This is a genomic window from Pseudoxanthomonas sp. 97-1-1 (genome assembly GCF_057773125.1).
On sequence record NZ_JBYMTJ010000002.1, the window covers coordinates 251,913 to 273,935 of the forward strand.

Annotated in this window: 21 protein-coding genes and 1 pseudogene; 14 read left to right on the forward strand and 8 right to left on the reverse strand. The window is 59.5% G+C overall.

All coding sequences use genetic code 11. The annotated features are described in order from the left end of the window. Positions 1 to 155 precede the first annotated feature (155 nt). Positions 156 to 488: pseudogene (locus tag AC3DET_RS08370) on the reverse strand (endonuclease domain-containing protein); the annotation flags it as partial. Positions 489 to 1,048: 560 nt separating this feature from the next. Between AC3DET_RS08370 and AC3DET_RS08375 the strand changes: the two are divergent. The 3 genes from AC3DET_RS08375 (at position 1,049) to AC3DET_RS08385 (ending at position 3,535) form a co-directional block, all read left to right on the forward strand. Continuing rightward, on the forward strand, positions 1,049 to 2,341 hold the full coding sequence (locus tag AC3DET_RS08375; protein WP_192201543.1) for an adenylosuccinate synthase: 1,293 nt from the start codon (positions 1,049 to 1,051) through the stop codon (positions 2,339 to 2,341). Between the two features lie 278 nt (positions 2,342 to 2,619). After that, positions 2,620 to 2,940 (forward strand): hypothetical protein, encoded by a 321-nt coding sequence (locus tag AC3DET_RS08380; protein WP_488391321.1) that lies wholly within the window; start codon positions 2,620 to 2,622, stop codon positions 2,938 to 2,940. A 289-nt stretch (positions 2,941 to 3,229) separates the two neighbouring features. Beyond that, positions 3,230 to 3,535 carry a hypothetical protein gene (locus tag AC3DET_RS08385; protein WP_488391322.1) on the forward strand — a complete coding sequence of 102 codons (306 nt, stop codon included), beginning with the start codon at positions 3,230 to 3,232 and terminating at the stop codon, positions 3,533 to 3,535. Positions 3,536 to 3,576: 41 nt separating this feature from the next. Here the strand turns inward: AC3DET_RS08385 and AC3DET_RS08390 are convergent, their stop codons facing one another. The 5 genes from AC3DET_RS08390 to AC3DET_RS08410 are packed head-to-tail and all read right to left on the reverse strand — an operon-like array spanning position 3,577 to position 10,800. Continuing rightward, complete coding sequence (locus AC3DET_RS08390; RefSeq protein ID WP_488391323.1) at positions 3,577 to 6,678, reverse strand: HsdR family type I site-specific deoxyribonuclease; 3,102 nt, start codon at positions 6,676 to 6,678, stop codon at positions 3,577 to 3,579. Then, positions 6,671 to 7,825 (reverse strand): AAA family ATPase, encoded by a 1,155-nt coding sequence (locus tag AC3DET_RS08395; RefSeq protein WP_488391324.1) that lies wholly within the window; start codon positions 7,823 to 7,825, stop codon positions 6,671 to 6,673. The genes AC3DET_RS08390 and AC3DET_RS08395 overlap by 8 nt, the downstream gene beginning before the upstream one ends. Before the next feature lies 1 nt (position 7,826). Then, positions 7,827 to 9,038 (reverse strand): restriction endonuclease subunit S, encoded by a 1,212-nt coding sequence (locus AC3DET_RS08400; protein ID WP_488391325.1) that lies wholly within the window; start codon positions 9,036 to 9,038, stop codon positions 7,827 to 7,829. Continuing rightward, positions 9,035 to 10,591 (reverse strand): type I restriction-modification system subunit M, encoded by a 1,557-nt coding sequence (locus AC3DET_RS08405; protein WP_488391326.1) that lies wholly within the window; start codon positions 10,589 to 10,591, stop codon positions 9,035 to 9,037. Before AC3DET_RS08405 ends, AC3DET_RS08400 begins: the two co-directional genes overlap by 4 nt. Further along, entirely contained in the window at positions 10,588 to 10,800 is a 213-nt protein-coding gene (locus AC3DET_RS08410; RefSeq protein WP_488391327.1) for a helix-turn-helix domain-containing protein, read from the reverse strand. Before AC3DET_RS08410 ends, AC3DET_RS08405 begins: the two co-directional genes overlap by 4 nt. Positions 10,801 to 11,407: 607 nt before the next feature. On the opposite strand from AC3DET_RS08410, the gene AC3DET_RS08415 reads away from it, so the two are divergent. The 9 genes from AC3DET_RS08415 (at position 11,408) to AC3DET_RS08455 (ending at position 20,014) form a co-directional block, all read left to right on the forward strand. Then, positions 11,408 to 11,899, forward strand: coding sequence for a hypothetical protein (locus tag AC3DET_RS08415; protein WP_488391328.1), 492 nt, complete (start codon positions 11,408 to 11,410; stop codon positions 11,897 to 11,899). Between the two features lie 117 nt (positions 11,900 to 12,016). Further along, positions 12,017 to 12,382: a hypothetical protein gene (locus tag AC3DET_RS08420; RefSeq protein ID WP_488391329.1), complete on the forward strand. Its 366-nt coding sequence runs from the start codon at positions 12,017 to 12,019 to the stop codon at positions 12,380 to 12,382. 1,255 nt (positions 12,383 to 13,637) lie between these two features. Continuing rightward, positions 13,638 to 14,504 carry a PD-(D/E)XK nuclease domain-containing protein gene (locus AC3DET_RS08425; protein ID WP_488391330.1) on the forward strand — a complete coding sequence of 289 codons (867 nt, stop codon included), beginning with the start codon at positions 13,638 to 13,640 and terminating at the stop codon, positions 14,502 to 14,504. 579 nt (positions 14,505 to 15,083) lie between these two features. Next, the gene (locus AC3DET_RS08430) at positions 15,084 to 15,740 is read left to right on the forward strand and encodes a hypothetical protein (protein WP_488391331.1); all 657 of its coding nucleotides are present in this window, start codon (positions 15,084 to 15,086) and stop codon (positions 15,738 to 15,740) included. Positions 15,741 to 16,338: 598 nt separating this feature from the next. Beyond that, the gene (locus tag AC3DET_RS08435) at positions 16,339 to 16,851 is read left to right on the forward strand and encodes a hypothetical protein (RefSeq protein WP_488391332.1); all 513 of its coding nucleotides are present in this window, start codon (positions 16,339 to 16,341) and stop codon (positions 16,849 to 16,851) included. 48 nt (positions 16,852 to 16,899) lie between these two features. Beyond that, on the forward strand, positions 16,900 to 17,295 hold the full coding sequence (locus AC3DET_RS08440) for an H-NS histone family protein (protein WP_488391333.1): 396 nt from the start codon (positions 16,900 to 16,902) through the stop codon (positions 17,293 to 17,295). A 173-nt stretch (positions 17,296 to 17,468) separates the two neighbouring features. Continuing rightward, positions 17,469 to 18,065 (forward strand): PIN domain-containing protein, encoded by a 597-nt coding sequence (locus tag AC3DET_RS08445; RefSeq protein ID WP_488391334.1) that lies wholly within the window; start codon positions 17,469 to 17,471, stop codon positions 18,063 to 18,065. 46 nt (positions 18,066 to 18,111) lie between these two features. Continuing rightward, entirely contained in the window at positions 18,112 to 18,699 is a 588-nt protein-coding gene (locus AC3DET_RS08450) for a hypothetical protein (protein ID WP_488391335.1), read from the forward strand. Positions 18,700 to 18,808: 109 nt separating this feature from the next. Then, complete coding sequence (locus AC3DET_RS08455; protein WP_488391336.1) at positions 18,809 to 20,014, forward strand: site-specific integrase; 1,206 nt, start codon at positions 18,809 to 18,811, stop codon at positions 20,012 to 20,014. Here the strand turns inward: AC3DET_RS08455 and AC3DET_RS08460 are convergent. Next, positions 20,011 to 20,358 (reverse strand): helix-turn-helix domain-containing protein, encoded by a 348-nt coding sequence (locus tag AC3DET_RS08460; RefSeq protein WP_488391337.1) that lies wholly within the window; start codon positions 20,356 to 20,358, stop codon positions 20,011 to 20,013. The genes AC3DET_RS08455 and AC3DET_RS08460 overlap by 4 nt on opposite strands. A gap of 223 nt (positions 20,359 to 20,581) precedes the next feature. Between AC3DET_RS08460 and AC3DET_RS08465 the strand changes: the two genes are divergently transcribed. Further along, on the forward strand, positions 20,582 to 20,947 hold the full coding sequence (locus tag AC3DET_RS08465) for a hypothetical protein (protein WP_488391338.1): 366 nt from the start codon (positions 20,582 to 20,584) through the stop codon (positions 20,945 to 20,947). Between the two features lie 10 nt (positions 20,948 to 20,957). Then, positions 20,958 to 21,404: a hypothetical protein gene (locus AC3DET_RS08470; RefSeq protein ID WP_488391339.1), complete on the forward strand. Its 447-nt coding sequence runs from the start codon at positions 20,958 to 20,960 to the stop codon at positions 21,402 to 21,404. Here the strand turns inward: AC3DET_RS08470 and AC3DET_RS08475 are convergent. Then, entirely contained in the window at positions 21,401 to 21,949 is a 549-nt protein-coding gene (locus AC3DET_RS08475; RefSeq protein ID WP_488391340.1) for a MarR family winged helix-turn-helix transcriptional regulator, read from the reverse strand. The two genes, AC3DET_RS08470 and AC3DET_RS08475, sit on opposite strands and share 4 nt — an antisense overlap. Positions 21,950 to 22,023: the final 74 nt, after the last annotated feature.

Sequence of the window (22,023 nt, forward strand, 5' to 3'; positions counted from 1 at the left end):
TGGCTCTTTCCTTTTCCCCGCTTCGCAGGGAGAAGGGAGCAGTCACGGCTTTGCTCTTTCCTTCTACTGGTTTCGCAGTGGAAGGGAGCCGTTACGGCTTCGCTCTTTCCTTCTCCCCGCCTGCGGGGAGAAGGTGCCGAAGGCGGATGAGGGGCGAGCGCGGTGGCGATTGTGGCCAGTACCGCTTCCGTATCGCGCAACACGTCATCGTTCCAGAATCTCAGCACCCGGAACCCCTGCGTTTCCAGGAAGCTCGTACGCGCGTCGTCGTGACGCTGTTGGGTCAAATGCTGGCTGCCATCCAGCTCCACGATGAGGCGCACCTCCACGCAGGCGAAGTCCGCAAAGTAGGGCCCTATCCGATGCTGCCGGCGGAACTTCCACCCCAACAGGCGCCGGTCACGCAGGGGTTGCCACAGCACGCGTTCCGCCTCGGTCTGGTCGCGTCGTAGCTGACGCTGGCGCGCGTGGTCTGTTTTCCTTCGCATGATGTTGCCTCCTGTGGGAGGCAGCGTCGGTCCACGGCGGGCCTTGACGATATCCGGAAGTGCCGCGTCGGCGGATCGGAAGGCGCCCCTCATCCGGCCTTCGGCCACCTTCTCCCCGCTTCGCAGGGAGAAGGGGAGGAGCGGGGCGCCTGGCGTTTCCTTCTCCCCGCCCGCGGGGAGAAGGTGCCCGAAGAGCCTGCCGCGTAAGTGGTACGGGGCCGGATAAGGGGCCGCTCTTCGAGCAGACCCGCACCGGCACGCATCCTTCTCCCCGCGAGCGGGGAGAAGGTGGCCGAAGGCCGGATGAGGGGCCGCTCTTCGCGCGATTCCTGAACCCGCAGCACGGCCCCCCGGCAGGGTAGCCCCCGTCCCCCTAAACCCGGATAATGCACAAAAGCCGGACGGGCTCCCTGCGTGGGAAGACCGCCGGCTTTTTCCGTGTCTGGGCCCGGCGTGGCGGGCGGCTCCCCGATGGAGCCTGCCGGCATCAACGGCGCCGTGGACCAGCACGACCCTTCCGGTGGCCCCGATGGCCGCCAACAATCGAGGAGTTACCCGTCATGGGTCAATCAGTCGTCGTTCTCGGCGCCCAGTGGGGCGATGAAGGCAAGGGCAAGATCGTCGATCTGCTCACCGAGGAAATCGGAGCCGTCGTCCGTTTCCAGGGTGGCCACAATGCCGGCCACACGCTGGTCATCGGGGGCAAGAAGACCGTCCTGCACCTGATCCCGTCCGGCATCCTGCGCCCCGACGCGCTGTGCCTGATCGGCAATGGCGTGGTGCTGTCGCCGGCCGCGCTGATCAAGGAAATCGACGAACTGGAATCGGCCGGCGTGGAAGTGCGTTCGCGCCTGAAGATCTCCCCGGCCACCCCGCTGATCATGCCGTACCACATCGCCCTGGATCAGGCGCGCGAGAAGGCTGCCGGCGGCAAGGCCATCGGCACCACCGGCCGCGGCATCGGTCCGGCGTACGAAGACAAGGTGGCGCGTCGCGGCATCCGCGTGGCCGATCTGCATTACCCCAAGCAGCTGGAAGAACTGCTGCGCACCGCGCTGGATTACCACAACTTCGTGCTCACCAAGTACCTGGGCGTGGACGCGGTCGATTTCCAGAAGACCTACGACGAAGCACTCGCCTTCGGCGAATACGTGCAGCCGATGAAGTCCGACGTGGCCGGCATCCTGCACGACCTGCGCAAGCAGGGTAAGCGCGTACTGTTCGAAGGCGCGCAGGGTGCGCTGCTCGACATCGACCACGGCACCTACCCGTACGTCACCAGCTCCAACACCACCGTTGGCGGCGCGTTCGCCGGCACCGGCGTGGGCGCGGACGCGATCGACTACGTGCTGGGCATCTGCAAGGCCTACGCCACGCGCGTGGGCGGTGGCCCGTTCCCGACCGAGCTGGACGACGAAGTCGGGCAGGGCATCCGTGACCGCGGCCAGGAATACGGCGCCTCCACCGGCCGTCCGCGCCGCTGTGGCTGGATGGACATCGTTGCGCTGAAGCGCGCCGTCGCCATCAACGGCATCTCGGGCCTGTGCATCACCAAGCTGGACGTGCTGGACGGCATGAAGACGCTGAAGATCTGCATCGCGTACGAATACCGCGGCAAACGCACCGAGTACGCGCCGCTGGATGCGGGCGGGTGGGAAGAGTGCACGCCGGTGTACCTGGAATTCCCGGGCTGGGACGAGAACACCCATGGCGTCACCGAGTGGGACAAGCTGCCGCCGGCCGCGCGTGCCTACCTGCGCGCACTGGAAGAACTGTCCGGCTGCCCGCTCGCCATCGTCAGCACCGGTCCCGACCGCGACCACACCATGGTCCTGCAGGACCCGTTCGCCTGAGGGATTCTCCCCGCAACGCGGGCGCATGCTCTCCTTCTCCCCGTAAGCGGGGCGCATCCTTCTCCTTCTCCCCGCAAGCGGGGAGAAGGTGCCGAAGGCGGATGAGGGGCAAGCGCGATCCATCACCACCGACAAAGCCCCGCCCACGCGGGGCTTTTTTCTTGCGCGCCCCACATTCCGGCACACGCCTTGCATCGCGGACATCACCCTAAATAGCGGCCGCCCGTGGCCGTTAGTAGCAACAGATGTCACCCGCAATTGTTGGAGCCCCCACCCCCATGCATCGCACCGCTGCCCACGCCTCCGTCGTCAATGGTCCCTGGCAGGCCTCCGCCCCCAAGGCGGCGGCCCCGCGCGCGCCCGAGCGCCGCAAATCCACCGCAGCGCAGGATGCCGCCGACCTGCGCGCCGGCCTCACGCCCGCGCAGTTGATGACGCTGGAAGCGCTGGAGATCTTCCAGTGGCGCCTGGCCTTCGTGCGCCGCCCGTTGTTCTGCGCGCCCATCCCGGTGTTGTTCGATCGTGACGCAACGCGTCACGTGGTGATCGAAGAAGACGGCACCCTCAACGAAACCCCCACGCTCGTCCTGCGCGCCTGACGGCCGCATATCCTTCTCCCCGCGGGCGGGGGTGAAGACGATCTGCTTGCGCGGCATGCCGCGCGATCGTCGGAACGCCGGGCGTGCTTCGCCCGGCCGGGGTGGGTGCCCGAAGGGCGGATGAGGGGCAAGCGAGACCTTCCCGCGCCAGCCAACCCCCTTCCCTGAACGCTCTCTCCGCGACACAACGCGGTCCTCACGTTCCCTTGAGCCCGGCCGATAGAAGGTAAAGCGGCCGCCACAGCGGCATGCACGTTCCCGTTCCACGCCATCAGGAGCCCCCCACCGGATGACGGATCCCCATCGCCCCCGCGACACCCCCGACCCGGACACCCCGGGCATGTCTCCCCGCACGCCGGAGCGCCGCAAGGGCGCGCCGAAGATGGACGACGCCACGCTGCTGGCCGGCCTCACCCCGCAGCAGCAGGCCACCATCCACACGATGGAAACCTTCCACTGGCGCCTGAAGTTCATCCGCCGCCCCCTCTTCAAGATCCCCATCCCGGTGCTGTTCAACCGCGCCGGCGACCGCTACGTGGTCGTCAACGAAGACGGCACGATCGATGAGAACCCGACGTTGAAGTTGAGGGATTGAGGGGGCAGCGCATCGTCGCCGCGGCGACGGAGTGGCCGCCCTTAGACCTGACCGCCAACCCCTTTGAACTTTTCCACGAAAGCGGCGATCTGTCGGAACACTGTCTGCTTCTTTGACAAGTACTGCGGATTCAACGGGCTCATCTTGGGCAGAATCGCATTGAGCTCGGTGCCGTTCTCGCTGGCAAATTCCCGTTTGAGTGAGTTAGCGATGTAGCGTCTAGCCGCCTCAGTATTCAGACCTTCGGCGGTGATCAGCTCCTGCACCTCGCGCTTCTGTTCCGCCTGGGCGAAGGTGAAGAAGGCCTCGATCACGCTGGCCTTGTCGCTGATCGGGTCCAGATCGGTCTGGTTGATGAAGTCCACCAGCAGGCCTTCCTTGGCGCGGTTGCCTAGGCTGGCGCGGATCACCCGGCGCACTTCCTCCACCAGCTCAGCCTTGCTCCGGGTCTTCTTGTTGTGCTCGAAGATCAGCTCCAGGATGTAGTCCAGGTTGATCTCCTGCGACTTGAGCAGGTCCACCTCGAAGACCACGTCATCCCAGTCGATGGTGGATTGCTCCTTCTCGGCGGCGGCCTTTTCCTTGCGCAGCCAGTCGCGGATGTCGTTGTAGGTCGAACGGTAGTCCTGGAGTTTGCGTTCGGCCGGCAACCGGATCGACTGCAGCGTCGCCAGGTCCTCGTCGCTCAGATAGTGGGCGGCCTTGAACGCCTCCACCGCGGCCGGGTCGCCCATGTCCACGCCCTGCAGGGCCTTCAGACTGGCGAACTCGTCGTAGTTCTGCAGCACATTCTCCACACGCAGGTATTCGCCAAACAGCTTCGCAAAGGCCTTCTTGTCCGTCTCCTTTTCAATGGCGGCGGGGTCGGGGAAGCGCTGCTCCAGCTCCCGCACCACCTCCACGAAGCCGCGTCGCGCCTCGCCGGTCACCGCATCGGTGAAACCTTCCATGTACTCCCTGTAGCTCTTCTCCAACACCACGTTCTTGGTGTTCTTGTCGCCGAACAGGGTGATGGCGTCGATGGTCGCCTGTTCCAGGTCGCGGAAGGTGACGATGTTGCCGAAGGTCTTGGTGGCGTCGAAGATGCGGTTGGTGCGCGAATACGCCTGGATCAGGCCGTGGTAGCGCAGGTTCTTGTCCACGAACAGGGTGTTGAGCGCGGGCGCATCGAAGCCGGTCAGGAACATGCCCACCACGATCAGCAGGTCGATCTCCTTGGCCTTCACCTGCTTGGCCAAATCGCGGTAGTAGTTCTGGAAGCCGTTGCTGTCCACGCTGAAGTTGGTTTTGAACAGCGCGTTGTAGTCGGCGATGGCCGCGCCCAGGAACTCCTTGGCGCTGCTGTTCATGGCCGACACATCGAAGCTCTCGTCCTGGATCTCGCCGATGGCGTCCTGCTCCTCGTTGGCGGCGAACGAGAAGATCGTCGCCACCCGCAACGGCTTGTCGCTGTCCTGCTGCAGGGTCTTGAACGCCTCGTAGTAGAGCTTGGCTGCGTCGACGCTGCTCACCGCGAACATGGCATTGAAGCCCTTGGCGCCGGCCTGCAGGCGGTGGGTCTTCTGTCGGAAGTTCTTCAGGATGTAATGGCTGACCTCGCGGATGCGGTCGGGGTGCAGTAGGACCTGCTTGTTCTCGGCGGCGCTGAGTTTCTTCTCGTCCTGCTCGCTTTCGATGGCCTTGAACTGCGGGCGCACGTCGTTGTAGTCGACCTTGAACTTGAGCACCTTCTCGTCGCGGATGGCGTCGGTGATTACGTAGGAGTGCAGCTCACGGCCGAACACGCTCGCGGTGGTGTCCGCGCCCAGCGCGTTCTGCGGGAAGATCGGCGTGCCAGTGAAGCCGAACTGATAGAACTTCTTGAACTTCTTCTTCAGGTTCCGCTGTGCCTCGCCAAACTGGCTGCGGTGGCACTCGTCGAAAATGAATACGACCTGCTTACCGTAGATGGGCAGGTCTCCCTCACTCTTCATCAGGTTGTTGAGCTTCTGGATAGTGGTGACGATGATCTTGTTGTCGTCCTTGTCCAGGTTGCGCTTGAGGCCGGCGGTGCTGTCCGAACCGTTGACGCTGTCCGGCGAGAAGCGCTGGTATTCCTTCATGGTCTGGTAGTCCAGATCCTTGCGGTCCACCACGAAAAACACCTTGTCGATGAAGTCCAGCTCGGTGGCCAGGCGCGCGGCCTTGAAGCTGGTCAGGGTCTTGCCGCTGCCGGTGGTGTGCCAAATGTAGCCGCCGCCTTCCGGCTTGCTCCAGGCCTTGGCTTCGTGGGCGCTCCTGATCTTCCACAGGATGCGTTCGGTGGCGGCGATCTGGTAGGGACGCATCACCAGCAGGGTGTTGCTGACGTCGAACACCGAGTAATGCAGCAGCACGTTGAGCAGCGTGTGCCTCTGGAAGAAGGTCGCGGTGAAGTCCTTCAGGTCCTTGATCAGGCCATTGTCCGCCTTCGCCCAGTTCATAGTGAAGTCGAAACTGTTCTTGTCGCGCTTGGTCGTATTCGCGAAGTAGCGGGTATCGGTGCCGTTGGAGATCACGAACAGCTGCAGGTACTTGTACAGAGATTGCTCGCTGTTGAAGCTCTCCTTGCTGTAGCGGTGCAGCTGGTTGAAGGCCTCGCGGACGGCCACGCCGCGCTTCTTCAGCTCCACCTGCACCAGCGGCAGGCCGTTGACCAGCACTGTCACGTCGTAGCGGTTTGCGTGGCTGCCGGTCTGCTCGAACTGCTTGATCACCTGCAGCTTGTTGCGGGCGATGCTCTTTTTGTCCAGCAGATAGATGTTTTGGATGTGTCCGTCGTCGAACACGAAGTCGTGGATGTAGTCGTCATGGACCTTGCGGGTCTTCTCGACGATTCCGTCGCTCGGCTTGTCCAGGTAGGTCTCTACGAAGCGCAGCCACTCGCCGTGGGAGAACTGAACGCCGTTGAGCACCTGCAATTGCGCACGCACATTGGCGAGCATGGCCTCTGGGGTGTTCAGACCGGGCAGAAACTCATAGCCTTGGGCAACCAAGTCCTGGATGAACTCGCGCTCCAGCGCGTCCTCGCTTTGGTATCCCTCTGCGACTTTCCATTCGCGGGTGTACTTGTCCAGAACGATGAAGTTGTTGGACTCGGCAATGGGCGTCAGGTATTCAGCCATTCTGGAAGTCCTGCTGCTGGAGGTAGCCGTAGGTGTTGATCAGATGATTAAGGAGGAACGTAACCGTCTGCTTTTCCGGCCCTGTGGGCTCGGCAACCGCCTCACTGGAGAGCGTGCTATGACTGGTGTACTGGATGACGCGGTTGAAATAGGTCTGTCGGTCATCGGGAAGAAGTTCCGACCACCGCTGATGCCCGAGGAAGCTGGCGGTCTTTTCGTATAGGTTGCGCAGCAGGGTGAAGTGGTAGCGCTCGACCTGGTCTGTGGCGATAGCCTGCTCAAGGACCTTCCTTAGATGAAGGTGGTAAGAGAAGCTCCGGTTGGAGTCACCGTACTTCACATTCAAGTTGAAACTGCCGTCCTCGAACCGTTCCAGCAGGTAACAGCCCTCCTTCTTGCCATTGGCACTCAGGCCAAGTTCGTTGTGGAGCACGTTGTAGAAGAGAGGGCTGTGCGTCGTGATGACAAACCTGAGGTTGGACTCGCTGCTCTTGATCAGTCCCGCGAGATTGACGGCTAACTCGATAAGGTGGTTGTCGTCCAGAGAGCTTACTGGGTCATCGATGAAGACATACTCCAGTCGGTCGAACTCTGGGGTTTCACGATTTTCAGGCTCAGGGACGTTGAGCGTGCTGACTACTTGGTCCAGCAGCGTGTAGAAGACACTCCAGATGAAGCTGCTTTCCTCGCCTTTGGAAAGCTTAAGGCTGCCGGAACTTTCGTTGTCTCCTTGTTCAAGGGAGAAAGTAACCTCGGAGAAATCGTCGCTGAAATGCGGTGTCAGCTTGTCGTTGGTGTACTGCTGGAAACAGCGGACGATGTTGCCGTCCTGCCCAAGGTCCCTCAAAAGCGTGAGCAGCCAGCCTGTGAAGGAATTAGGCTGGATCCTCAGCCTATGCTCTGCATCCTGCGCCAGATCGTTGTCCCAATAGAACAGGTCTTCGGTAAAAGCGCTGTAATACAGGATCTTGCTGCGGGGCGGCTCAACCTGATCGATCTCGTCGCCGCCCTCCCCTTTCGGCGAGATAAGATGCTTGAACACCCGGGAAAGGCGCGTCTTGCCTGAGCCGTTGAAGGCATAGATCAGCTGCACCTTCTTGTTGGCGTCTTTCAGCTGCTGGGCGATTTCGGTCAACGTCTTGCCCATGTCAGCTCGCCACCTCTTCCGGCTTGGGGAAGCTCAGCAGCAGGTCGCGGTAGTGAGCGTATTGTTGCTGGCGCAGCACGATCTCGCGCGGCAGGCCTTCGCTTATTGAATTGGTCAGTGCGTCAAACTTGTCGAGGATGGCGACGATGCGTGCTTGTTCGGCCAGCGATTTTTCAGTGTCACCCGGGTACGGTATTGGTATGCGGACCTTAGCCACTCCGTCAATCAGCAATCTTTTAACTTTTCCGCGAGATACGTGCTTCGCTTTTTCTGCCGCAAACGAGGCTGTCTGCAGCGCGTAGGAAATATATTTCGGGTTCATTGGGTGGCGGAAGGCGTAACTGTCATCGTGAATGGCTACGTCTTCTTTGCCGATCCACGCAACGGCCTTGCCAACGTCCTCTACCGTTTCCCCGACGCCTGCGATGACGACGTCACCGGGCTTGGCGTAGCGCAGCGAATCGGCCAGATCGAAACGAGCCTTTGAGAATGCTCGATCGGTCCATACGCCATACCTTGTGTATATCTCACCGTAGTGGATGACGCTAATGCCCTCTTCGGCGTAATCCGCCTTGGTGAAACGCTTGCCGCGAATAAACTCGCCGATATCCCCCAACGGCTGCCACTCTACCTCTGCGTCTTCAAACCGAAGCAACTGGTCGCGGTAGTGGTTGTATTGTTTTCTGCGGGCGGTCAGCTCGGCGGTCAGCTCGGCGGTCAGCTCGGTGAAAGCGTCCAGGATGCGGACGATTTCGGCCTGGATGGCTAGCGATTTCTGAGGATTATCTGGGCAGGGGATGGGGATCTGCAGGGGCGCCACATCTCGTGGGTAGACATGAGGGACGCCGCCACCACTTTTCAGTTCATGCAATTGCTGTTGCATGCCCTCAAGCCAGTAAAAGCAATATTTCGGCAGCAACTCCGCGCGGGGTTTTACAGTGAATGCGTCGGATACAAAGATTGGCTGGTCCCACCAGCTGACGAAGCCCGCATATGCCCCTGATCCTGCAATAACGATCGTTTCACCCGTGCGATTGCTGGCGCTGTGGTAATAGGCGGGTGTGCGTCCGCCTGCGATCACCGGGACATCGCCGGGTGTTACGTCCTTCTGAGTGATCGACGTGCCGCGCTTAATTTCGGCCACATCGCCCAGAGGCCTTTCTAGAACATCTGCACCATCGAGCAGCCGATCTAGATAGTCCATCCCGCTCATGCCTCCGCCTCCGCGCCCTCGATCTCGGCGACGATGGCATCGATCTCGCGGCGCAGCTGGTCGATACGGGCCACGGTGGTCTTCAGGTCGGAATTGAGCGCGGCGATGTCCACCGCCTCGCGGGTGTCCCGGGCTTCGACATAGCTACTCACCGACAGGTTGTAGTCGTTGCCGGCGATGCGCTCCAGCGGCACCGAGCGCGCGAAGTGGTCCACCTCGGCCTTGCTGTCGAACACCGCCATGATCTGCTCGATGTGCTTCTCGGACAGTTCGTTGTTATTCGTCTTTTTGTCGAACAGGCCGCTGGCGTCGATGAACTGGGTGCGAATGTCAGTCTTGTTCTTAGCCAGCACCAAGATGTTGACGGCGATGGTGGTTCCGTAGAACAGGTTGGGCGCCAGCGCGATCACCGTTTCCACATAGTTGTTGTCGACCAGGTACTGGCGGATCTTCTGCTCGGCGCCGCCGCGGTAGAAGATGCCGGGGAAGCAGACGATGGCGGCGCGGCCCTTGCTGGACAGGTAGCTGAGCGCGTGCAGCACGAAGGCGAAGTCGGCCTTGGACTTGGGCGCCAGCACGCCGGCCGGGGCGAAGCGCTCGTCGTTGATCAGGGTGGGGTCGTCGCTGCCGATCCACTTCACCGAGTAGGGCGGGTTGGAGAGGATGGCGTCGAAGGGCTTATCGCCGCCGAAGTGCGGGTCGGTCAGGGTGTTGCCCAGCTGGATGTTGAACTTGTCGTAGTTGATGTTGTGCAGGAACATGTTCATCCGCGCCAGGTTGTACGTGGTGTGATTGATCTCCTGGCCGAAGAACCCGTCCTCGATGACGTGGGCGTCGAAATGTTTCTTGGCCTGCAGCAGCAGCGACCCGGAACCGCATGCCGGGTCGTAGATCTTGTTGACGCTGGCCTGCTTGTGCATGGCAAGCTGGGCGATCAGCTTGGAGACATGCACCGGCGTAAAGAACTCGCCGCCGGACTTGCCGGCATTGGCGGCGTAATTGGAGATCAAAAACTCGTAGGCGTCGCCGAACAGCTCGATATGGGCGGCATCGAAGCGGCCAAAATCCAGTTCAGCCACGCGCTTGAGCACATGCGCCAAACGCGTGTTCTTGTCCTTGACGGTATTGCCCAAGCGGTTGCTGGTGGTGTCGAAGTCGGCGAACAGGCCCTTGATATCGTGCTCGGACGCGTAGCCGCTGGCGGAGCTTTCGACGGCCGCGAAGATCGCCGCCAGGTCGGTGTTGAGTTTCTCGTTGCTGTGAGCGCGAGCAGCCACATTGGCGAACAGCTGGCTGGGGTAGATGAAGTAGCCCTTGGTCTTGACCGCGTCGTCCCTGATTTCGGGGGTGATGACGTCGTCGGCCAGCTCGGCATAGCGGATGCTGTCGTCGCCGGCTTCGATGTAGGCGGCAAAGTTCTCGCTGATGAAGCGGTAGAACAGGGCGCCCAGCACGTACTGCTTGAAATCCCAGCCGTCGACGGCGCCGCGCACGTCATTGGCAATGGCCCAGATCTGGCGGTGCAGGGCGGCGCGCTGTTGCGCACTGGTCATGGTTGGTTTCCTTTGGAATCGTTAGTCTTGTCTTCATCTGCGCCCCCGGCGCGCACCCACTCATCTATCTCGGAGAGCTGGAATTTCCATAGCCGTCCGACACGATGCGCAGGCAGGCCCTTGCGCTCCCGCCAGCGATAGATGGAGTCCTTGGCTACACCCAAGTGCTGGGCGACGACCTCGGCGGTGACCCACGGTTCGGTGCTCACGGCATAGTTCTCTGCATTTCAAAGTCGTTGTAGATCGTCTCAAGTCTATCAGGATTAGGGGGTGTCGACTCACATAGTTGCCTCTCATCTGCTAGTCACCGCACGGTACGACCGCTTTCGACTGGCGTGGAAGTCGATATAAGCGTGTGCTCCAGTGGCGCACTGGCAATGGAGGTTTTTTGCTAATAGGAACCGCAAGTGAGTACTGGAGGCGTTTGAACCTATCCGGGCTCTCTCCTCACACAAACATCCACCCTTGGATGTTTTTCGGCCTTTCTTCTCACACCAAGGCCCAACGTTCCGTCTTTTTCGGTGTTTCTTCTCACACAAAGATCCAACGTTGGATGTTTTTCGGTGTTTCTTCTCTCACTAAGGTGGAACGTTCCTTGTTTTTCGGTGTTTCTTCTCACACAAACATCCAACGTTCCCCCTTTTACATCCAACGCCGGATGTTTTTCGGTGTCGCGACACTCTTTTCGGGGCAATCGGGCGGGGCAGTGTGAGAACTACTCCAATAGCGGGGTAGGGCGTCGCAACACGGGCGGGCGGCAGTAGGCTGCCCATGCCGGCCGGACCCGGCCGGTACAACCTGAAAGGACGCAATCACATGACGCAGAACCGCATCAGCATGATGTTCGAAGCCGACCGCCTGGAACGCATCGACGGCTCCCTGACCGCCCTCGAAGCCGACCTCGACCTCCTGATCGCCCTCACCATCGACGAACGCTCCGACCTGGTGAAGATGGGCAACAAATCCCGCGCCTTCTGCACCAGCGCACTGGCCGTCGCCCAACAACACGCCGGCCTGATGCCGCGCGACTTCGACTTCGAGGCCTTCCGCCACGACCACCTGGCCCTCGAAGCCCTGCGCCCGCGCGCCGCCCGGCTCGCCCATCTGATGCAACGCGCCGCCGACACCGAACTCGCCCTTGGCAGCGACTTGATGGCCGCCTCGCTGGAGGTCTACGGCGTCATCAAGGTGGCCGGCAAGGACAAGGGCGTGGATGAAGCCCGCCGCGAACTCTCGCAGCGCTTCGTCCGCAGGAACCGCACCGCCTCGCCCGACGAACCCGTCGGCTCGAGCGGCAGCAACGGCTGACACACAGCCCGCCCGGAAAACAGAAGGCCCCGCACTGCGGGGCCTTTTCATGTGCGGTCGAGCAAGCGCACATCCACGTGATAAAACCCCGTCACCGCCCCCAGGCAAGGAGCCTGCATGCCCGTCTACATGATCCTCAGCTGGGTCTTCATCGTGGCCGGACTGGTGTACAGCGTCGTGGCGCTGGTGCTGCAGTGGCGCGCATGGCGCCGCTTCCGCCACGTCAGCTTCGGCCTGCTGACCATCTCCACCGTGACCGCCCTGATCAACCAGGGGCTGATGGCCATTCCCTACGTACGCACCCTCGACGCAACCGCATTGGCCTCGCTGATGGCGCTGGCCGCCATCCCGTTCGCCCATGCCCTGGTGCTGGGCGTGTGGGGAACGTGGTCGTTGTTCCGTGCTTATGGGCGTGTGGTGGAGGAGAACGGGCGGTTGCGTGAGGTGTTGGGGCAGGAGGGTGAGGGTGGTCGTGGGCTGTGAGCGAATGCCTCCCGTGGGAGGATAGGGGCCGACCAGCCCCGGCTTAAGGGACGTCACCCGTTATGAGAAGCGGCTGACATGGGGCACGGCAGTGCTTGATCTGGAAGGGGCTGGGGTCGCGCCCAACGCTTGGGACAGCGCATCGTGTATGCGCCGCTCCCCGCGGCGATCCTCAATGCGGGTGATCCGCGATACGGGACATGGAAGTCTTCGAGCGGGGGCGGGATTGCCGCCCCGAGCGCGTCGAAGTGGAGGGTGGGGCGGATCCACCCCATACAAGCGGAGACATTACTTCAGGTCTGCGCTCATTTTTAAAAAAGGGCTCCGTATCTAACGCTTGGTACATCCTTGGCTAGGGGAATAGCGATGCACGAGGTCAGCTTTCTGCGAAGGACATGGTCGCTGGTGGGGATCTGCATTTTCGTCATCGGTGCGGTCATGTCGATGTTCGTGGCGCCCTGGTTTGGGTATCTCATCTATGTGGGATTGCTCATCTTTTGCGTGGATGGATTTTTCTGGTGTAGGGCACGGTTCTTTCGCCGCGATTAGGGAGGGCAGGGAGTGGCGATCATTGGTGAACCGAAATGCGTGCGGGGCACGAGAACAAGGAGTCTTCAGCAACGCTCCCTCCTGGCTTCCCAACGGCGTACACGCCATCCCCAACACCCCCACATTGACCCGCCCCCACCCCAGCCCCTAAAATTCGCGGCTCCGCCGGAATAGCTCAGTTGGTAGAGCGGCGCATTCGTAATGCCTCCAGCGCGGTTCCGAAGCGACACTTACAAGCTTCAGCAAACAAGGCCCGCTAACGCGGGCCTTTGTTTTTACAGGTGTTTCCAATGGATGCGGATGTGATGCATCCGAGCGCGAAATCGACGTTGTGGCGTAAGTCGGCTTAGTGCCGGCTTCGGCCACTTGGCTGCTTACGACTCAGAATAGACATCCTTCAATGCTTCCCGGACGCTCTTGAAGCGCGGGCTGCGCAGCTCGCTGGGACCGGTTACACGTCGGCTTGTTAGCCGGACCCAGCCGCCCTAAGATCGAGCCGTATCAAGGGGACAGCCCACCATACGCTGGTCTGTGGATAGTCATATAGCCAAGCCAAACGGATCCGACTATGGATGGTTGGCATGCTTTGGAGAGACTTCGTGGATCTGCCGTTGGATATAGATCAAGTTCGCGGAGGCTTTAAAGGCGAAGAAGGCATCTGCGGTTTACATTCGTGTTGGCCGTCAATCAACGGACGTCAAATATCGTGAATCTTGAACCGACTATAAAGTACCTGACTGATTTCTTTCACTCCCATCAGGAGGACTACTTCGAGATGATGCGTGATGCTGGATCTTCCAGCTATCCGCCCAAGTTCGAAGGAGAGAGCGAAGTAATCCAAGCAATACGCAACATTGTTCACAACATTGGAGATAACTACTGGGACCTCTCTATTCCAAAGGGTTATGCATCTCCGTCGTTACTGCTCAGTGCACTGACCGGCCTTCGCGACTTGGCAGATAGACAGCTGGCAGAAATAGACCGGATCCTCCATGAATTGAAAGTGCCACGGTATGATGCGATCAGCTACGCGCACAAGATCAATCTGGAAGTCCGTGAGGCCATAGATCATGGCCTCTCTCTCTCCACAGATGTCGTAGCAGTTCGCTCAGCGCCTTTGGAGCGGGTCAAGCGCCTGGCCACACGTCTACCTACGGTTGCGATGCAGCTTTTGCGCAGGCGCAACGAAGGCGGAAAGCCTCGATCCACACTGAATGTCAATGACGAATATGACGTCCAAGATCTGTTTCACTCCATCCTAAAGTTGGAGTTTGACGACATTAGGCCAGAGGAGTGGTGCCCTTCATATGCGGGTTCATCAAAGAGATTGGATCTTCTTATTAAAGAGGCATCGATCGTCGTAGAAGTGAAGATGACTCGCAAAGGGCTCGGGCAGAAACAGGTTGGCGAGCAGTTGATTATCGATATCGCAAATTACCGAAATCACAAAGATTGCAAGCATCTCTTCTGCCTTATTTGGGACAGTGGCAAGATCATTTCTAATCCGATCGGCTTGCAGTCCGACCTTGAGTCCTCGAACTCTGGATTCGTCACCGTCTGCATCATTGGATAGATGTTAAGAACTTCTTCAATTCGACGTCGTCTCTTCGCATCCGTAAAGCCTCCAGCGCAGTTCCGAAGCGACACTTATCAGCAGCCCGCTAACGTGGGCCTTTGTTTCTACAGGTGCTTCCAGCGGATGAGGACAAGGACCACCCGCTCTCGTAGCGCCAGGTTTCGACGTGGGTTGGCTTAGTTCAGGCTTCGGGCGACTGGGCCCTCAACGTGGCAGCCAGACGCTTGCTTGCCGTTGGCCATACTCGTTCTCAGGCCCATATCTAAACCGGTTGCCGAAGGGAGGCGGCCGCTTGTTGGTCGGGTGCTGTACATCTAAGATCATGATGCACTGAGGAGCCTGAATAAGCTTCTCTCTGCGACCCCGAAGGCTGGCGCAGCGAAGACGCCTCACTCGACGAAAAATCTCTTGCCTGCTATGACATTCAGTCCAACATTTGTGCTTCTATCGCAGGAGGCCTATCTCGCTCGGAGCAGCCTTGCTGGAGGGCTGACGTCGTTACGAAATGCGACGTTTCCGGACAAAGGCGCGTTCTATGCCGGCTTCTTCAACACGTCTATTGGACTGGAAAGAGTGATGAAGCTGATCGTAGTCGTCGATCACATGCTTCAGAGCAACTACGTTCCTCCAAGCAAGTCCCAGCTGAAGGCATATGGACACGACTTGGTCGCGCTTTACGCTTCTTGCGTTGTTGCTGCGCAAAGGATCGGGCTCGTAGCTATCCATCCTCCTATCATCGGATCAATCGAAGAGAGGATTCTCGTATTCCTTTCCGAGTTTGCCACGTGGTCACGCTACTACAATCTTGATTCACTAAAGGCCGCCGCAAGTTCTTACTCGGACCCGCTTGGGGCGTGGGATCAAATTCTGGAATCGGTGCTGGTTACCGATGTGCCGGGTGAGAAGGTCGCAAAAAAACTTCAGCAAGCGCGGGCGATACATGATCTGATCGCTGATCGTGTCCTCGCACTTCAACATGGAATGTCGGGCAGCCTGCTAAGTCTTCCAGAGGTGTTTAGTACTCCGGTCAGGCACGAGCTTTCCGTGCCTTATGCCATGGTACGAGTTTTCCATCTCCTCACTCCGCTCCTGCAGACCTTAGACAGGCTCGGAAGCTTGGCTTTCTATGGCCCACCTCGACCATCCTCGCCCCAGGCGCCATTGTTCAGTGAGTTCTTTGTGAACTTCAGGCGAACCGATGCTGAGATTCGGCGCAAGAAGCGGTGGCCATGATGGCCGGTTTTTCTGCGCGCTTTCGGCTCGCTGGTTTACTTCTGCTTTGCTACCTTTCTACAGCATATGCGATCGCATTGGCCAGCGACTGTCCTCACCCTGTCAATCTTCCTGCCGTTTGCATGGAGATATCCGACGCGCAGGGAATAAGCTGCGCTGTGGGTTGCGGATACAATGCAGCCCGTCAGCCGGCCGGGAAGTCTAAGTAGAGGGTTAGCGCATGGCATACGAAGTGTCCATTTCTGCCTATAAGCTCACATGGCCAATGAAATGCGCCAAATGTCTTGGAGTTCCGGATATGCGCGTGACGATTCGAACAAAGAAGATCACGGCTCGAAACATGTTCGAGGCCACATGGGATGTGCCCTATTGCCAAGTATGTGAAGCTTTAGATCGCCGGCGACCCTTGCGCTTCGGGTGGTTCAAGAGCTTTTGGGACACCTTTACACAGCAGGTATACGCCGTTGAGTACCTTAGGCTACACAACTCTGCCCATTCTTTTCGTTTTGAGAACAGGGAGTACATGCAACTTTTCCTGCAATCAAACGGTGGAAAGCGACGTTCCGATGTCATCCAAGGTGGCGGATAAGGTCGCGTAATGAAGCCTGCGTTCCCAATTAAGCCAAAGTATCGGGGCTCACCTGCCATCTATCGAGTAAAAAACGCTTTTGCGATTGCTTTGCTGCTCGCACTGACGAGCCCCGCCTCAGCCGAAGATAGAGAATCGGAAACGTTGGGCCACTTCCTGCTTTCGATGCCGGCACGTACGTTGGACCCAATCATTGAGCATTGTTCCCAGAAGCTTCCCGAGCTAAGGGAACCGTTGATGAAGGAAAGGGCGGGATTTGTCGTCAAACTTAGCGAGGCGAATAAGCCCCTAATGGAACAATTGAATGACGACCCTGAGTTCAATGCGCCTGTGCAAGAAGCGATACGACAGCGCGTACAGACATTCAACGATGGCGCGCTCGGCAAGTTTAAACAGTATGACCCCGCAGTCGTATGCCCGACAGTCCTGGAAAACATCCAAGGCGCTACGATAGAAAAGCTTTCCCAAGTGGTACAGGATACATATCGAGCCTACCTGCCAGTCGTTCGAGAGAAGAACTGACGGTAGTCAGGTTGTCCAAGTTTGCATGCAACATGAGGTTTCAACCGAATGACCAAACCAACCCTCGACTCCATCGCCACGGCCAAGGCCAAGTTGGAGGAGGAACTCCGCAAGCTGGAAGAACAGGAAGTCCAGCTACGCCAGCAACAGTCGGCTGACGCGTATACCGAGGTTATGGGCTTGTTGGCCCAGTACGGGGCCTTGTTCACAGCCAAGCAAAAGGCCGAGATCGTTACGGCCGTCGGTGCGAGCAGTCCCGGCCGCCCCAAGAAGGCCCCCGTAAGCAAGGAAGTGGCCCCGAAATACTGGTTGCCGCATTCCGGGGAGACTTGGACTGGGCGGGGTCGTCCGCCCCGTGCCTTCACGGCTTGGGAAGGTACGGCTGCTTACAAGGAATGGAAAGCAAGGCACCCGAACGAGAAGTTCCCGAAGATTCCCGGCTGATCCGGGGGGAAGCAGCCTTGGTGCTTGATGAGAAGGGGCCGAACTTGGCCCCTTTCCTTTTTCTGGTCTGGCCGGGGCACGTGGGAGGGGCTGCCAAGTTGCCCGACGGTCTTGCCCTGCCTATGATCGTCCCAGGGAAGGGGATCGCTACTGGCGATGGGTAAGGGGACAGGATGAAGACCAACTACGTTCTGATTGACTACGAGAACGTGCAGCCTTCGGCGCTGGCTGTGCTTGAGAAAGAACACTTCAAAGTGCTGGTGTTCGTGGGCGCCAACCAGACAAAGATCTCCTTCGACTTGGCAGCGCAGCTACAGCGCCTCGGTCCGAAAGCCAGCTACGTAAAGATCACGGGGAATGGCCCCAACGCGTTGGACTTCCACATCGCGTTCTACATTGGTCAGATCGCAGCGACCGAGCCAGAAGCCTACTTCCACATCATCTCGAAGGATGCAGGCTTTGATCCCTTGATCGCCCATTTGAAGTCGAAGAAGATTTTTGCGTGCCGCTCCCGTGACGTCCATGACATGCCAATCGTCAAGGCGGCCAATACCAAGACGCCGGCCGAGAAGCTCGCGGTAGTCCTTGATAACTTGAGGCATCGTGGTGCGTCTAAGCCACGTACAGTCAAGACGTTGTCAAGCACCATTAGCTCGCTTTTCCAGAAGACCTTGGGGGAGGAGGAGCTTTCTGCCGTTCTGCACCAGTTGCAGGTTCAGGGCTTCGTGGAAGTTGCCGGGACAAAGGTCACTTACACGTTGCCGAATTGAATGCCGTCCGCTTGCGCATTCCTTCTAATCCATTGCTGGGACGTCTATGAAATTGTTCGCCATAGCATTGTCGTTGTCCTTGGCGTCTTTGCTTTCAGGATGCGCAACACCTTTGCCGCTCAACACGCTCAAGTACGAGAATGATCTTGGCGTCCGATCGTCCAAGGAAGCAACGGTCGTGGTGGTTTCTGGCCCGGAGCGAGGTTCAGAAGGAAGTGGATACATGCCTGCCGGTGGCGTCTTCATTCCGATTGTCATGGGACCCAATCCCGAGCTGCAGTTCCATGCTGATGACCAGCAGGAGTTTGCACAGTCACTGCGCACTGAACTTGTTCGGACCGGAGTTCTAAAGGCTGCTGAAGCCGAGGATGGCCGGAGCAGGGACTTCAAGATACGGATCTTCTTTGCGCAGACTCAGCACTACCCGACGTTTCAGCAGTATGCGCTTGAAGTCGTCGTAGAAATGACCGGTGGAAAGGAGCCTGCCCTGAAGCATTACCGCATCCTGTCTTCGGATAAGGACACGACATGGGAGAAGTGGAACACGAATGCGTATCAGGGCAAGCAGAAGGCTGCCAAATTGCTGCTGGATGAGCTAATGCCGGATATCGCGACCTATGTTGCCGAGTCATAGCAATCTGACTGGTTGGCGGAAGACGATCTTGATGCGGACCATCCTTATCCAAACACCGTAAGCCGGGCCATCCTACGCTCTGGGCATCGAACCTACATCGGTGCCCAACATGCGTATCACCCTGACCAAGCGTCTTGTCGCCCAAGCCCAGCCCCAGCCCAAACCCTACGAAATGCGGGACATCCTCGTTAGGGGCTTGATCCTGCGCGTCCAACCGAGTGGGCATAAAGCGTGGGTCGTCACCTGGCAGCATGGGAAGCGCCGTACGCTCGGTTCGATTGAACACCTCACGCTGGAGCAGGCCCGAGCGCACGCGGCTCAGGCCGTCGCTGAGGCCGTCCAACAGCGTTTGCCAGCCTTAGCGACCATCAAGCAACGGGCCTGCACCCTGCGGGAGTTCCTTGACGAGCACTACGCCCCTTGGGCTGCTACTGAGCTACGCCGGGGTAGCAAGTACGTCATGCGGATCAAGACGCACTTTGCTGATCTATTGGATCGCTCCATGTCCGATATCGACGTAGCGACGATCAATCGCTGGTGGTCTGATCGCCTGACGCCCGTAGACGGCAAGCGTGCCGTTGAACGCATCACGGCCCATCGGGACTTTTCGACGCTACGGGCTGCAATGTCGTATGCCGTGGAATGGCGCTTGCTGGAACGTAACCCCTTGCTGGGGATGCGCCAGAAGTCGGTACAGGGCCGCAAGGTGGTCCGCTTCCTGTCGCCCCATGAAGAATCCCGGTTGCGGGTTGCCATGACAGCGCGCGACAAGCGGGGCGTGCAGGGCAGGGCGAACGCTAATGCCGACCGTAGGCGCTACGGACAAGCCGTCCTGCCTGATCTGCCCCAAGACGGCTATATGGACCACTTGACCCCCGTTGTGCTGCTTGCCATGAACACCGGCATGCGTCGGGGCGAGCTGCTTTCTCTGGAATGGTCCGATATCGACCTCGAAGCCAAAATCATCACCGTGCAGGCCCGCAAAGCCAAAAGCGGCAAGCAGCGCCATATCCCCTTAAACGCCGAAGCGTTACGCGTCGTGACCAAGTGGCGTGAGCAGTCGGACGGGGTAGGGCAGGTGTTTGAGCCGCAGGACGTCAAGAAGGGCTGGGGTGCGTTGCTGACAACTGCCAAGATCACTGGCTTCCGATTCCACGACCTGCGCCATCACTTCGCAAGCAAGCTCGTCATGGCTGGAGTGGACTTGAACACAGTCCGTGAGCTACTGGGTCATGCGGACTTGGCAATGACACTGCGCTATGCCCACTTGGGGCCGGAACACTTGTCGGCTGCTGTCGCCAAGCTGGTGGCTTAGGCATCCGGTTTGTCTGCGCCAGATCGTTGCTTCACGTCGGCCAGCACCTTGGCTTGCTGCTTCGGGTCGAGCGTGCTGTAGGAAAGAATCAGTTCGGCCAGTTCGTCCGAATCGGCGAACAGGTAGGCGAGAGGCACGTTCAGGGCTTCTGCCAATTCGGCAGCTTTCTCGATGTCGGCCAAGTTCACCTGCTGCTCGTATCGATTGACGCGAGCGGCCCCACGATTCTTGTCCCGCTCCTTATCCACGAGTGCCCCCAGCGCGCGCTGTGAAAGGCCCCGCATTGCACGGGCTTCCTTCAAGCGCTTGGCGAATGTCGCCTTGATGGTGTCGGGCTGGGACAAGCGGGGGGAACGGTGACTGAACCTGGGCAAGCATGACCCATATACCTCGCGGGTAGAACCCGTTACGCTCGACGTATATAGCGTCACACGAGGAGCGCCCAGTAGCAAGGGGAGGGCGCGCCGGGGAAACAACGACCGACAAGGGGGTCTACCTATGAAGCGTTTCGCCGTGTTCTGCTTGATACCTGCGCTGGTTGCAGCCTGTGCCACCAGTCCTGTTGCCATGACCGACGCCAAGCCGGTCCCGGCTGATCGGGTCTTCGCCTACAGCCAGCCCATGGATGGCCCCAGCGGGCAGCTGGTGGTCGTGCGGGATCAGGGGGCATTCGGTGCTGCTTGCCCGATCGCGGTCTACGTGGACGGCCAGGTCGCAGCCCACTTCCGGACGTCCGAGACCCTGACTCTGCACCTTGCCCCAGGTCAGCACGTCATCGGGGCCGGACCGTCAGGCGGAGGCATGTGTTCGTGGAGCAACGAAGCGGCCCATCGCCGGGAAATCGCCCACACCGTGGAGGCAGGCACCCAAGCCAAGATGCGCCTGTCCATCACGCAGCAGGGCTTGCACCAGATCACGCCGACGGGCTTCTGAGGGCGCGACGATGAATACCGGAAAGTTCGGACTCGTCTTGTTCCTGCTGGGGCTGGTAGTCGCTGGGGTTGCTGGAATGCAGCGCATGTCCCTTGAGCGCCAAGCCATCCATGCCAATACCCAGTCGGTGCTGACGTACGACAGCTTCGGCAGCATCACGTCCAATAATGCTGCCCAGCAGGCCCGTGATTTACGAAAGCAGCGGGATCGTATGACTCCATGGATGATGGGCGGGGCTATCGGAGCGTTGCTGGGGCTGGGTTTGATCTTTGCGACCGGGAGCAACGCCCGGCCGACGCGGACCTGTCCAAAGTGTGCCGAAACCGTCCAGGCGGCTGCAGTCGTTTGCAAGCACTGTGGGGCCCAACTCGCTCCTATAAAGGAACAACCCGGGGAGTCTTCATACAAGGCGCTTGCTAAGGCCGCAGAAGCGGCCGAGCGCCAGAAGCGGAGTTAGGGCGTCTTAGCCTGCTTGCGGGGCTTGCCCCTGTCGGTGAGTACGCGTTTTCGCGTGTCATGCAGCCTCAAGGACTTTAGGTACCTGTCGGCTCTCTCGTCCAAAGCCCGTTGGTTGTAGCCACCATTGAGTGTCGCCAGTGCGACAAACAGGTCATTGCGGCGCTTTGCTGGCAAATCTGCAAACCACACATCGGCAACATCGTCCCAGCCGACCAAGCCAGCATGCATGGTTTTCTGGCCCTTCGCCGTCAAACGCAGTTGGATGGCCTTTTCGCCGTACTGGAACGCACCCGGCTCCACGTAGCCAAGGCGCGTTAGCCGTCCCACCAGCACCGACATCGAGCCGTTGGTTAGCCCCAATCTCTCGGCCAAGCGCGCACGCGTGCAAAAGCCGACTCGCTGGTGCCGAGCTATCTCCACCAGTGCCTGCAATCCAGTGAGCGTCAGGCCCAGCGGTTTCAGACGGCGCTCCATGTCTCGGTGCAGTCGGTTGTAAAAAAGGAACAGGGCTTCGAGGTCGCTATGGGCGGCAAGTTGGGTCATGCGAGGATGTGTTGAATTCAACTATTCCACCATTTTACACAAGCGCACCATTTCCTCACCGGCAGCAATCACGC

Excerpts from the sequence above, each read along its gene's own strand:
- AC3DET_RS08375 (WP_192201543.1), top strand. The coding sequence starts at position 1,049 with ATGGGTCAATCAGTCGTCGTTCTCGGCGCCCAGTGGGGCGATGAAGGC.
- AC3DET_RS08380 (WP_488391321.1), top strand. The coding sequence starts at position 2,620 with ATGCATCGCACCGCTGCCCACGCCTCCGTCGTCAATGGTCCCTGGCAG.
- AC3DET_RS08385 (WP_488391322.1), top strand. The coding sequence starts at position 3,230 with ATGACGGATCCCCATCGCCCCCGCGACACCCCCGACCCGGACACCCCG.
- AC3DET_RS08390 (WP_488391323.1), bottom strand. The coding sequence starts at position 6,678 with ATGGCTGAATACCTGACGCCCATTGCCGAGTCCAACAACTTCATCGTT.
- AC3DET_RS08395 (WP_488391324.1), bottom strand. The coding sequence starts at position 7,825 with ATGGGCAAGACGTTGACCGAAATCGCCCAGCAGCTGAAAGACGCCAAC.
- AC3DET_RS08400 (WP_488391325.1), bottom strand. The coding sequence starts at position 9,038 with ATGAGCGGGATGGACTATCTAGATCGGCTGCTCGATGGTGCAGATGTT.
- AC3DET_RS08405 (WP_488391326.1), bottom strand. The coding sequence starts at position 10,591 with ATGACCAGTGCGCAACAGCGCGCCGCCCTGCACCGCCAGATCTGGGCC.
- AC3DET_RS08415 (WP_488391328.1), top strand. The coding sequence starts at position 11,408 with ATGACGCAGAACCGCATCAGCATGATGTTCGAAGCCGACCGCCTGGAA.
- AC3DET_RS08420 (WP_488391329.1), top strand. The coding sequence starts at position 12,017 with ATGCCCGTCTACATGATCCTCAGCTGGGTCTTCATCGTGGCCGGACTG.
- AC3DET_RS08430 (WP_488391331.1), top strand. The coding sequence starts at position 15,084 with ATGAAGCTGATCGTAGTCGTCGATCACATGCTTCAGAGCAACTACGTT.
- AC3DET_RS08435 (WP_488391332.1), top strand. The coding sequence starts at position 16,339 with ATGAAGCCTGCGTTCCCAATTAAGCCAAAGTATCGGGGCTCACCTGCC.
- AC3DET_RS08440 (WP_488391333.1), top strand. The coding sequence starts at position 16,900 with ATGACCAAACCAACCCTCGACTCCATCGCCACGGCCAAGGCCAAGTTG.
- AC3DET_RS08445 (WP_488391334.1), top strand. The coding sequence starts at position 17,469 with ATGAAGACCAACTACGTTCTGATTGACTACGAGAACGTGCAGCCTTCG.
- AC3DET_RS08450 (WP_488391335.1), top strand. The coding sequence starts at position 18,112 with ATGAAATTGTTCGCCATAGCATTGTCGTTGTCCTTGGCGTCTTTGCTT.
- AC3DET_RS08455 (WP_488391336.1), top strand. The coding sequence starts at position 18,809 with ATGCGTATCACCCTGACCAAGCGTCTTGTCGCCCAAGCCCAGCCCCAG.
- AC3DET_RS08465 (WP_488391338.1), top strand. The coding sequence starts at position 20,582 with ATGACCGACGCCAAGCCGGTCCCGGCTGATCGGGTCTTCGCCTACAGC.
- AC3DET_RS08470 (WP_488391339.1), top strand. The coding sequence starts at position 20,958 with ATGAATACCGGAAAGTTCGGACTCGTCTTGTTCCTGCTGGGGCTGGTA.
- AC3DET_RS08475 (WP_488391340.1), bottom strand. The coding sequence starts at position 21,949 with ATGACCCAACTTGCCGCCCATAGCGACCTCGAAGCCCTGTTCCTTTTT.